10 protein-coding genes and 2 pseudogenes are annotated in these 10,713 nt (G+C 69.9%); 8 read left to right on the plus strand and 4 right to left on the minus strand.

Features of this window, described 5'->3' with window-relative positions; all coding sequences use genetic code 11:
* From uppS to PV721_RS36070, 5 genes and pseudogenes are all read left to right on the plus strand, one after another.
* Positions 1-835, plus strand: an 835-nt coding sequence (gene uppS / locus PV721_RS36050; protein WP_319731915.1) for a polyprenyl diphosphate synthase, incomplete at its 5' end; no start/stop codon positions are given.
* An 8-nt stretch (positions 836-843) separates the two neighbouring features.
* Positions 844-993: pseudogene (locus PV721_RS36055) on the plus strand (Tn3 family transposase); the annotation flags it as partial.
* Between the two features lie 14 nt (positions 994-1,007).
* Complete coding sequence (locus PV721_RS36060; protein ID WP_319731932.1) at positions 1,008-1,442, plus strand: resolvase; 435 nt, start codon at positions 1,008-1,010, stop codon at positions 1,440-1,442.
* A 171-nt stretch (positions 1,443-1,613) separates the two neighbouring features.
* Positions 1,614-1,859, plus strand: a pseudogene (locus PV721_RS36065) (LexA family protein); the annotation flags it as partial.
* A 192-nt stretch (positions 1,860-2,051) separates the two neighbouring features.
* A complete protein-coding gene (locus PV721_RS36070; protein ID WP_319731917.1) occupies positions 2,052-2,504 on the plus strand; it encodes a hypothetical protein in 453 nt (150 codons plus the stop codon).
* Positions 2,505-2,577: 73 nt separating this feature from the next.
* Here PV721_RS36070 and PV721_RS36075 read toward each other — a convergent pair whose 3' ends face one another.
* Positions 2,578-3,135 (minus strand): hypothetical protein, encoded by a 558-nt coding sequence (locus PV721_RS36075; protein WP_319731918.1) that lies wholly within the window; start codon positions 3,133-3,135, stop codon positions 2,578-2,580.
* A 124-nt stretch (positions 3,136-3,259) separates the two neighbouring features.
* Here PV721_RS36075 and PV721_RS36080 point away from each other — a divergent pair, with 124 nt between their 5' ends.
* Both PV721_RS36080 and PV721_RS36085 read left to right on the plus strand, forming a co-directional pair.
* Positions 3,260-3,607 carry a hypothetical protein gene (locus tag PV721_RS36080; RefSeq protein WP_319731920.1) on the plus strand — a complete coding sequence of 116 codons (348 nt, stop codon included), beginning with the start codon at positions 3,260-3,262 and terminating at the stop codon, positions 3,605-3,607.
* A gap of 835 nt (positions 3,608-4,442) precedes the next feature.
* A complete protein-coding gene (locus PV721_RS36085; RefSeq protein ID WP_319731922.1) occupies positions 4,443-5,402 on the plus strand; it encodes a pentapeptide repeat-containing protein in 960 nt (319 codons plus the stop codon).
* A 72-nt stretch (positions 5,403-5,474) separates the two neighbouring features.
* Here the strand turns inward: PV721_RS36085 and PV721_RS36090 are convergent, their stop codons facing one another.
* Together PV721_RS36090 and PV721_RS36095 are read right to left on the minus strand one after the other, a co-directional pair.
* The gene (locus PV721_RS36090) at positions 5,475-7,832 is read right to left on the minus strand and encodes a site-specific integrase (RefSeq protein WP_319731924.1); all 2,358 of its coding nucleotides are present in this window, start codon (positions 7,830-7,832) and stop codon (positions 5,475-5,477) included.
* A gap of 80 nt (positions 7,833-7,912) precedes the next feature.
* Positions 7,913-9,169: a tyrosine-type recombinase/integrase gene (locus tag PV721_RS36095; RefSeq protein WP_319731926.1), complete on the minus strand. Its 1,257-nt coding sequence runs from the start codon at positions 9,167-9,169 to the stop codon at positions 7,913-7,915.
* 67 nt (positions 9,170-9,236) lie between these two features.
* Here PV721_RS36095 and PV721_RS36100 point away from each other — a divergent pair, with 67 nt between their 5' ends.
* Positions 9,237-10,127, plus strand: coding sequence for a Ku protein (locus tag PV721_RS36100; protein ID WP_416371255.1), 891 nt, complete (start codon positions 9,237-9,239; stop codon positions 10,125-10,127).
* 38 nt (positions 10,128-10,165) lie between these two features.
* On the opposite strand, the gene PV721_RS36105 is transcribed toward PV721_RS36100, so the two are convergent.
* Positions 10,166-10,713 (minus strand): hypothetical protein (locus PV721_RS36105; protein WP_319731928.1); only part of this gene is annotated, 548 nt, incomplete at its 5' end.

Consider the following 10,713-nt stretch of genomic DNA (forward strand, 5'->3'; position numbering starts at 1 on the left):
GGTCCGGCAGGATTCCGGGGGGGCGGGGTGCCTGCGGGATGGGGCGGCGCGCAACTCCTTCCCGGCTGCTTTCAGCGCTCCGCCGCCCCATCCCGACGGCCACCAGCCCCCGCGGATCCCTGCCGGACAGATGCCCCTCCACGTCGCCGTGATCATGGACGGCAACGGCCGCTGGGCCCAGCAACGTGGTTTGTCCCGCCAGGCCGGCCACCAGGCCGGAGCCGCCGCCGTACGCGAGACGGTCCACGGCGCACTGGAGATCGGCCTGCGCCACCTGACCCTGTACACCTTCTCCACCGAGAACTGGAAACGCGACGCCGAGGAAGTCGACGCAATCCTCGACGTCGTTCGCGCTGAACTGACCGACAATCCCTTCCGCGACCTCGACGTCCGCATCCGCTGGCACGGCCGCACCGGCAAACTCCCCACCGACATCAGCGACCTGCTGCGCCGACGCGAACGCACCACCCGCGAACGCACCGGCCTGACCCTGACCATGTGCATCAACTACGGCGGCCGCGACGAGATCACCCGCACCGCCGCCCACCTCGCCCGCCAGGTCCGCGACGGGCACCTCCACGCCGACCACATCAGCGAGAAAGATTTCGCCCGGCACCTGCCCCACCCCGACATGCCCGACGTCGACCTGCTCTGGCGCACCGGCAGCGAACAACGCACCTCCAACTTCCTGCCCTGGCACGCGGCCTACGCCGAGCTCCACTTCACCCACGACTGCTGGCCCGACATCGACCGCCGCCACCTCTGGCAGGCCATCACCGAATACAGCCACCGGCAACGCCACCACGGCGCCACACCCGCAACCACAGCCACCTGAAACAGGTCGACGACACCTACCGCCGGTTGATGAACCGGCAGCTCAGGGTGAAGGAGTCCCGCCACCGCCTGGCCCGCGCGATCTGCCACGGCGGCCGCGGCCAGATCCGCCAGGCGTACCGCGAGGGCCAGGAGGACCAGCTCGCCGCCCTCGGCCTGGCCGCCGCCCCGCCGTGGCGGCCGACAAGACCGACGCCGTGCGCGCCGCGTACCTGGAGGGCCGCTCGATCGCCGTCCTCGCCCGCGACCACGGCGTCAGCCGCGGCGCCATCCGCACCGCCGTCGCCGACCTCCTGCCCGACCGCACCGCCAGCGAGGAGGACGCCCCGGCCCTGGAGCTGCCGGTTGCCCTCGACATGCCGGGCAAGGTCGCCGACTTCCTCCGCGCCTGCAAGCTGGACGACGCCGAGCGGGCCGCGCTCGACCAGGGGACGACCGTACGGCGCGGCCAGGGCTACACCCTGCGCGTCACCGCCGCCCCGGCCGTGCACCACCGACTCCTCGCCCGCTGCCAGCCGATCGACGGCGGCCCTGGCGCTCCGGCGGTCTCTGCCAGCGAAAGGCCCGCCGCGAGTACGAGAACCGCGTCAGCACCCTCACACCTGTGACATGGCACGCTAACGGCGAGAGGACCCTGGCCCCTCTGGCTAGGGTCCTCTCGCCGTTCTGCAGTGCAGGTTTCACGAGCGAACCCACGCTAGGCTCGAGGTTGTAGAGGCCGAATCGCCGCCGGTTCGCCGCAGGGGTCCTTGAAGATTCGGCGAACTCGTCGGTTTCCGGTGGTCGGCGACAGCATGATCGAGGCCGCCATCTGCGACGGCGACATCGTCACCGTGCGGAAGGCCGACAGCGCGGACCACGGCGACATCGTCGCCGCCATGCTGGACGGCGAAGCCACCGTCAAGCGCCTGCGCCGCGAGAACGGCCGGGTCTGGCTCATGCCGCACAATGCCGCCTACCAGCCGATCCCCGGCGACGACGCCGTTATCCTCGGCAAGGTAGTCGCCGTCCTGCGCGCGCTCTGAACCAGGACGCCCTGCGCCGCCCATGGGACGTTCCTCCTTGGCGCGGCGTACGCACGCGGCCCCTGCACGAGCCCGGCAGAACGCCGGCACGGACCAGCCCAACGACGGGACCCCGACTTGACCCTGATGCCCGGAGCACGCGTGCCGGGACGGACCTGGACGGTCCGCCTCACCGGCCACCACGATCACACCGTGTCCGTCACCTGCAGCACCGCCGCGTGCCGGATGCCGCCCCGCTCCAAGGACGCCGCGGGCATGCGCCGCTTCGCCGCCGAGCACATCAAGGCCCACGGACGCCTCGCGGGCACCCGCCCCAACGCCGCCTGTAGTTGCGGCAGCGCGCAGTGCGCCCTCCACGAGAACCCCGTCCACTGCGCGGGAACCAGCCTGCTGGTCCTCGTCCACAACCCGGCCGTCGGCCAGGTCTGGACACTGGCCGAGGTCTGCCAGACCTGCGCCCGGAACATCCCGCACATCACCATCCTGGCCACGGCCAAGCCGGCCGTCCCCGCCCCGGCCGCTCCCTCCGTGGAGCAGCCGGCGCAGCGCACCGCGGTACCGGGCGGGTTCTCCTCACCGGAAGCTGCTCCCGACCCTTCACCGGGTCGGCGCCGGCCCCATCGTCCGCACCGGTCGCGGGGCTGATTTTGGAACGGCGCGACCGCCGGGTCCTCGAAGCGGCGCCTGCTCCGCGGCCGATGAATGGGCACGGCCTGGGTCAGCGTCGGGTGACGCCGTAGCCGGTGTCGTTGAGGGCGGCCGTCCAGACCTCCCGGTTGAACCACTTCGTGATGTCGGGCGTCATGGCGGTGATGGTGTCCATCCGGGCCTGCCAGTCGGTACCGGTGGGCCGCTTGTCCTGGCAGCCGGTGCAGCCGTCCTCGCCGTGGATGTGGCCGGCCATCCAGGCGTTGACGGCGACGTTGACGATGACGCCGTAGAGGTCGCCGCCGCTCTCCTCCAGGGCGTCGGGGACACCCCCGAGGATGAGCGCCAGCTCCGGGTTGTCGACCGGCGGCATCGGCGCGCGTCCCACCTGGCCGGGCGTGCTGCTGGTTTCGGCCGCCTGCCGTTGCTGGGCGATGTTGGCCGCGAGGCCGACCGGGTCGAAGTACCGCCAGGCGGAGCGCTCCTGGATCCCGAGCCGCTCGGCTACGGCGCGGATGTTCTGCTCGATGGTGTCGGCGACCGTACCCGGCCGGACGGTCACACCCCGGTGGGCCAGCTCGACCAGCGTGTCGGCGACCGCTTCCTTGAACGCCTTCGTGTTCCTCATGGGCGCCATCCTTCAGGAAGCCGTCGCCCGCAGGATCGCCGAACTGGAGGCCGAGTGAACTCCAGCCGAGATCGGCCCCACCCAGGCCCTGTCCGGCTGGTCATCGCGCCGTAGGCTCGGGTCCATGCACGCCACCCTGACGGACTACGCCCGATGCGTTTTCGGGGACGAGTACCGAAGCACGCCGCCGTGCGACCGTCAGCACGACGAGGCTCTCTTCATCGGGGAGCTGACGTTCGCCAGCGCCGATGCGATCCTGGCCATGCTGCGGGAACTGTGCCCGAGCTTGGTCGACGGATACCTGCCTGTGCGGATCCGCAACCTCGCGTATCGGCTCGTTCTCCTTCAGAGGCCCGATGAACCAGCGCTGATGAGGGAGGCAGCGGGCAGCCTCTATGCCCACGGGCCTGACTGGGACGACATCGCCGCCGATCTTGAACGACGGGCCGCCGTTCTGGAAGCGGCAGCATAGGCGCGGCTTCGTCTCAGCGCGGCTGCGGGCCGCCTCGCGCCAGCTGGGGCGGTCCGCGTGCGCGGCTGCGGTGTCCGTGCTGAGATCGGGCGGGTGAAGGATCCCTTCGGCTGTGATGATCCGTCTCTGCTGGCGCTCGGAGCCCCGGCGGACCGCGCCGCGGCCCGACGAGCGGTAGCCGCGCACGCCACCGGCCCTGAGGACCTGGCCCGGCTGCTGGACATGCTTGGCCTTCTTTCCCCACCCACTCCTGAGCTGGCGGTTGATCGGTAAGAGGACGTGGCGGGAGGGCGGGCTCGGTGTGCGGGTCGGGCCCGGCTGAGCCGGTGGGAGGCGCTCGCCGAAGTCCGGCCCTGCCGGGCGCCTGCCCGTTCCGCCCTGGGGCATGCCGGCCGCTGCCCGATGTGACAGCGCCGGAAATCAGCTCCTCGTGCCGCCGGGCGGGCCCGGCGAGCGCCGTCGGGGGACAACCTGGTGGTGGCGGTGCGGGCTCAGATGGCCGCGCACCCATAAGCATCCAAGCCGGGCGGGTGCGACGCTGGGGCATGGAGGGGGCTCATCGAGGGAGGTTGCGGTGCGGCCCGTCTGGAGCGGGGCGATCAGCTTCGGCTTGGTCACTTCTCTGAACTAGAGAGATGGCTTGCCGTTCCGATGATCATGCCGGGCTTGATGGGGTGATTCTTGGAGTCGGCCAGGCTGCTCCTCGCTCCTTGATCTGATTTCAGCAGGTGCCCTGCCCTGCAGTCCAAGCCTGATCTATGGCTGGCGAGTGAACATCGCCCGGGGTAGATCTGTCCTGTCAGGCTCGGAGGTTCGCCGGGCTAGGGTGACCGGCATGACGACGCTGACTGGCGCGGTAGACAGTGTCCGGCTGCTGTTTGCAGAGAGCCCAAATTTCGAGGCCCAAAATCAAGTAGAGGCTTCGGTTGCCCCCTGGTGGGCCCTTCCAGCAGCCACCCTCATCGGCGGCGTGATTGCGTGGTCCGCGGCCTGGTTCTCGGCCAGGCAGCTACGCCGAAGTGCCCAAGAGGAAATTAGGCATGAGCAGGCACGGCTACTGAACGAGCGGTTCGTCGCGGCTGCTGAGCTGCTTGGGCACGACGAGCCCGCCTGCCGTCTGGCGGGCATCCATGCAATGGCCGGCCTGGCCGATGACTGGGCCGAGCGCGAACGCCGACAGACGTGCATCGACGTGCTGTGCGCCTACTTGCGCATGCCCTACCCGCCCGAGCCAGCCGAGTCCGCGCGGATCGAGGAGCGGTGTGCCTGGCAGGCCGCCCGCGAGGTCCGTCACACGGTGATCCGTACGATTCGCGACCGTCTACACCCACGAATCAGCGGGTCTGTGGCCTCCTGGGAGGGTTACGACTTCGATTTCACCGGCGTGGTCTTTGATGGCGGCAGCTTCCGGAAAGCTCGCTTCACCGGTGGCTACGTCAGCTTTCGTGGTGCCGAGTTCACCGGAGACCTGGTGAATTTCCGAGGCAGCGTGTTCGCTGGCGGTAATGTGAGTTTTGATCGCGCCACGTTCGCAGCCAATAGGGTCGGATTTCGCGATGCCGAGTTCATCGGCGGCTACGTAAGCTTTGACTACGCCACGTTCATCCGAGGCTACGTGACTTTCCGCGACGCGGATTTCACCGGAGGGACCGTCAGCTTTCGCAACGCCAAGTTCAGTGGAGGGAAGGTCAACCTGCAAAAACCAAAGGCATGGACGGTTCCGCCGATCTTCGACGACGCTGTGCTGGCGGATCCACCAGCAGCCCTACTGCTGCCGAAACCCGCCGAATCCTGAGGCCCGGCTTCAGCGAGGGCTGACACGCCCGCAACTCAGGATTCGTGGTCCGTATAAGTCTGACCATCACTGCTATTTCCGGGCCGGCCGCGGCGTCGGCAGTCCCAGCAGGACCGGGGCCGGCCGGGCCGCGGAGTCGATCTGGCCGATCTTGGATTCGGCTCCGGCAAGGCTGACGCGGAGCCCTTCGATCTCACCGAGCCAGCCTTCCCGCTCGGCCTCGGCGATCCGGTCCAGAAGGTTCTCGCGGATCTCCACCAGCCGGCTGCGTTGGGCGGGATCCGGGCGCAGGAGCGAGCAGCGCACGCAGGCGTGTTCGTGGATGCAGGCGGTTCCGTAGGCGCGGGCGCACGTGCCTACGGAGAGCTTGCGGCGTTCGAAGTGGCCGAGGAAGTCTTCCCACTCGGCGTCGGTCGGGGTGCGGTACTCCTCAGAGGGGCGCAGAGTGCGGCGACGTGCGATGAAGGCCCGGTGAGCCTCGATCGTCTCGGTGGGGTAGACCGCGTTGTAGCCCATGGTGGTGTTGATGTTGGCGTGGCCGGCGATGACCTGAGCGATGTGGGGTGGCAGGCCGGTGCGGATGGCGTCGGTGATGAACATCCGGCGGAAGTCCTGCGGGGTGAAGGTCAGCGGCTGGCCGGTGGCGTCGGTCAGCCGCATGAAGGCGACGGTTTCCTTGAGGATTTCGCGGATGGTCTGGGAGTTGAGGGTGGAGGGCTCGCCGCCGCGGTTGTACTGGAAGAGCACGGGCGCGGGCGCATTCCACTGGCGCTCTTCGCAGTCGTAGCGGGTGACCAGCGGGATCAGGCCGGTCTTGGGGTCGCGGACGCGGCGGATGATTGTGGCCAGGACGTCGGCGAGTTCGGGGCTGATCAGCAGGACGCGCTCGACGTCGGTCTTGGATGGGGCAATCTGCAGCAGGGGGACGATCTCGCCGGTGGTGGGCAGCCGGTACTGGATCATCGCGTGGTGCGTGGTCTCCAGCATCTCCTCGACGCGGGCGCCGGTGTGGCGGAGGAACTCGATGCTCGCCCAGGCCCAGAAGGCGCGGTGCTCGACGCGGTCGAGGTGCACCAGGCGGCCCTGCGCGTCGCGGGCGGCGGCGCTGGCCGGGTTCGTACCGCGGGTGTAGGGGGCGTCGTCGAGGGTGAATCGGCCGCCAGGCGGGACGCTGCGGGCAGTCTGAAGGTGGGCGGAGGCAACCCGGTGATGCTCGGCAGCCGCCCGGGCGAAGGTCTCCAGCAATGGCAGGCGCTCGCGGGTGCGTTGGTCCATCCGCGCCTTGGTCCGGGTGAGCCGTTTACGGTCGGCGGTCTCGGCCACCTTGATCGGGCAGGGCGCCACCCATGGCCCCCAGCGACCTGGTTCCTCCCCCGCCCAGCGGGCGATGTCCAGGTAGAAGGCACGCACAGCGATGAAGATCATCACCCGGTCAGCGCGTTCGACGACCGTCTCCTCGATGGAGCCGTCCGGGCGCCGCCGCCTCTGGATACGGGTGCGCAGGCGTTCCTTCCAGGCCGCGGCAATGTCGGCCGGCAGATGGAGGGTGTCGACTTCGGGGTGGTGGCGTTCGATGTCGGCCCAGAAGTTCCGGGTCAGGTGCCGGGCCAGGTTGTCCAGGGTGGAGTAGTCCAGGCGGGGGCGGCGTTCCTCCAGGTAGTCGACGATCAGGGCCCGGATCGAGCCGGAGGCGACAGGGTGGCGGTCGACGAGCTGGGCACAGGTGAGTTGCCCGGTGACCCTCTCCAGGAACCGCAAGGTGGTCGGGGCGTCGGTCGGCAGGTGGCCCAGCTCGCGCAGCCACGCGTAGTAGAGGGTGCCGCCGCCGCTGACACCTCGGGCAGTGCGGCGCAGTTCGGCGTCGTACTCCAGCACGTCGCCCACGGTGATGTCCGCCAGGCCGCCTCCCTTGGCCACCATGATCCGTACCAGAGCACGGCGGGCTCGGCCTCCGCTCGCGGACGCCCACCGTTCGGTGCCGGCGAGCTCCTTCAGGCGGGCGAAGCCCTCCGGGTCCCGGCTTTCCTCTACGAGGGTGCGCACGTGGCAGCTGTTCAGGTCCATCTGCCACGGCAGTGACAGCCGGATCACGTCGGCGGCCGCCAGTACCAGCAGGCCGGCCTGGATGTTGGTCCCCCCAACGTCCGCCGCGGTGTTCACCCACGCCTCGGCCTCCCGCCGCCACCGCTGCGGGCAGGCGGCGGCCGGGGAGGCCTCCCACCGTTCCTGCCAGCTGTCTCCGTCGAAGCCCGACAGCCAGGCCAGGATCGCGCGAGCCCCCGACCTGCGGTGCCACCGCGTGTGCGCCTTCTCCGCGCGCAGTGGGGGCCGTTCCAGCACGGCAAGCACCTCGTCGGCCGACGCGTCCGTGAGCGGCCACCGGCGGCCTGCCTCCCGGGCGGGGAAGCGGACGCAGGCCTGCTCCAGCAACCCTCCCGACGCCCGCGGTGCCGGCGGCAGCTCGGACGGGCCCGCCGCTGCGGCGCCGGTAACGTCCCGCACCCGCGCGTTCACCAGGCCCTGCCGAACAGCTCGTCCAGCGAGTCCGGCCGGTATCCGGGGGCTGGGACCGCCTGCACACGGGCCTCAAGGGTCTGTCGCTCGTGGTGGGCGCGGACGGCGTCCACGATCTCGTCCCGGCCTGCGGGCAGGTAGATCTGGGTGGTGCTCAGGTGCGCGTGCCCAAGGACCCACTGCACGTCCGTCAGCGCCAGTTTCGGATCCCGCGCCATCCGGTACGCCGCTGTCTTCCGCAGGTCATGCAACGTCCAGTTCGACCCCAGGAACCGGTTGGCCCGGCCGAACATCGCCCGGGCCGCGTGGTAGGTCAGGGGTCGAAACGGCGGCCGCAGCGTCCACCACAACCAGCGCCCGGGCCCCTGCGGGACCCCCGCCCGCCACGCCTCCTCCTGATACAGGCGCAGCCACACGAAGGCGTCCGCCGCCGACGGCACCTGCTGATACGTCCGTGTCCCCTTCCGCACCACTCCCAGCAGCTGCTCGCCTGGCAACACATCCCGCTGCCGGCACGTGAGCAGCTCCTCTGCCCGCGCCCCGTTGGAGACCCAGAAGGCCAGCAGGGCGCGGTCGCGGTTGTGGCGCAGTGCCGCGAACAGCTCGTCGAACCACTTATCCGGGATCCGGCGGGGCACTCGCACCGGCACCGACGGTCGGTACCGGCCACCGGGCGAGGAGCGGGCTGGCCGACCGGCCGCGGCGGGCAGCCGACGGCGCTCTCGTCCGAGGGGGAACGGGTTGATGATCGGGCCGGTGCCCGCGTCCAGGTGAAAGTCGTAGAAGGACCGCAGCACGGTCTCGCAGTGCGCCCGCGTCGTCGCCGCGTACATCAGCCCCGGTCCCGCCCGTCCCGTCACCGAATTCGGCACCCCCGCCGACGCGCGGGCCACCGACCGCGCCTCGGTGTCGGCAGTCCGTCGACGCCAGTGCATCCGCACGGGCTTCGGCGCGATCGCCATCCACCGCGCAAAGTCCCGGGCCTCCGCCCGGGTAGCCCGACGCCACTCCACCCCGAGGGCATCCAGGAACCGCCACCAACGCAGCAGATCCATCCCGTAGGAACGGATCGTCGACGGCGGCCGCGAACACGCCTGTAGCTCGGCGAAGAACGCCGAGACCGGCTCCACTACATCCCCGGCGGCGTCCAGCAGGACGTACGGCTGAGCTGGGTCGGCCACCTCGACCAGGGCACCAGTCTGGGGCAGCACGAAGTTGATCAGATCCCGAGAGGGATCATCCGTCTCAAGCATGAGCGGAAGCTAGCAGATAGGCCATCTGGCCTGCGGTTATTCGTCAACTGGTTCAGTCAACACCACCATCCCGATCAAGGTGTTCCCGGCGACCGAGTCGCACAACATCTCCTTCCGCCAGATCCACACCGCCGACGGCGGCTGCATCCGCTACCGCAAGGTCTGCGAGCTCGACGGCGAAGAACTGTCCCAGGAGGAGATCGGCCGCGGCTACGAGACCGCCACCGGCACCCTGGTCCCGGTCACCGACGCCGACCTCGACGCGATGCCCCTGCCCACCGCGAAGGCCATCGAGATCGTCACCTTCGTCCCCACCGAAAGCATCGACCCGATCCAGATCGGCGCCTCCTACTACCTCTCCGCCGAAGGCGTCGCCGCGAAACCGTACGAGCTCCTACGCCGGGCCCTGCAACGCTCGTCAAAGGTCGCCGTCGCCAAGTTCGCGTGGCACAACCGCGAGCGCCTGGGCCTGCTCCGCGTCCTCGACGACGTCATCGCCCTCCACGCGATGCTCTGGCCGGACGAGATCCGCTCCACCGACCAGGTCCCGGTCCCCGACGTGAGCGTCTCCGACGAGGAGGTCGACGCGGCCGTCGCCCTCGCCGAGACCCTGACCGGCCACGACATGAGCCAGATGCACGACGAGTACCGAGCCGCCCTGGAGGAGGTCATCGCCGCCAAGGCCGGCGGCGAACGTCCCCCGGCACTCGAACCTGCCGAGCCCTCCTCCGCGCAGGTCGTTGACCTCATGGCGATGCTGGAGAAGTCCGTCCAGGACGCGAAGACCATCCGCGGCGAGCCGGCCACCGTGCATCCGATGCCCGCCAAGAAGAAGGCCACCGCCAAGAAGCCAGCGGCGAAAAAGACCGGCAGCACCCCGGTCGACACGAAGAGGACAACCGCGAAGAAGACGGCCAAGAAGACGCCCCCGAAGAGAAGCCCTCCCCGAAGCGCCTGAACCGGCGCCCCGCAGCACGGCCGTGCGCCGCCTGGTCGTCAGGGGGCCAGGTAGTCGTTGAGGTATGCGCGGGCAGCGGACTTGCTCGTGCCGAGCGCGGTCGCCACCACCTTGAGCGGCACATCGCGTGCGGCGAGTTCGTACGCGGCGTCCTGGCCGGTCTGCTCGATGACATACCGCAGGTCGGCGAGGGCCTTCAACGCCACCAGCGGCTCCTCGATCGCCAAACCGTCGAGTTGCCGGACAAGGTCGGTGAGGAGCCCGGTGAGTTCCCCGGGGAGCGGGACGGCGCCATCCCGGATCACCGACAGGTGCGCCTCGTAGTCCGCGATCGGCCCGGACAAGTCGACATCCGCCTCATACAGCGGCTCGTCGCCGGGGAGAGCGCTCCAGTCGAGCGGGTACTCGGCAGCGCCCCGCCAGCCGCACGAGCAGCTGCCCCGCAGGACCACAGCCATGGGACGACCTCGCCGGCCGTCATAAGCGTGCCACTCGGTCGACGACGGCATGCTCGGACCGCTGCCTACGTCGAAGTAGACCGGTCCCGGCTCACTGCCGTCAGCCAGCAGCACCCCCACCGCCCCCT

Source organism: Streptomyces sp. MB09-01 (assembly GCF_033794505.1).
In the GTDB taxonomy this organism is placed as follows: Bacteria; Actinomycetota; Actinomycetes; order Streptomycetales; family Streptomycetaceae; genus Streptomyces.

Bases quoted from the DNA above. Each gene is read 5' to 3' on its own strand.
- PV721_RS36075 (WP_319731918.1), bottom strand. From the start codon at position 3,135: ATGAGGAACACGAAGGCGTTCAAGGAAGCGGTCGCCGACACGCTGGTC.
- PV721_RS36080 (WP_319731920.1), top strand. From the start codon at position 3,260: ATGCACGCCACCCTGACGGACTACGCCCGATGCGTTTTCGGGGACGAG.
- PV721_RS36085 (WP_319731922.1), top strand. From the start codon at position 4,443: ATGACGACGCTGACTGGCGCGGTAGACAGTGTCCGGCTGCTGTTTGCA.
- PV721_RS36095 (WP_319731926.1), bottom strand. From the start codon at position 9,169: ATGCTTGAGACGGATGATCCCTCTCGGGATCTGATCAACTTCGTGCTG.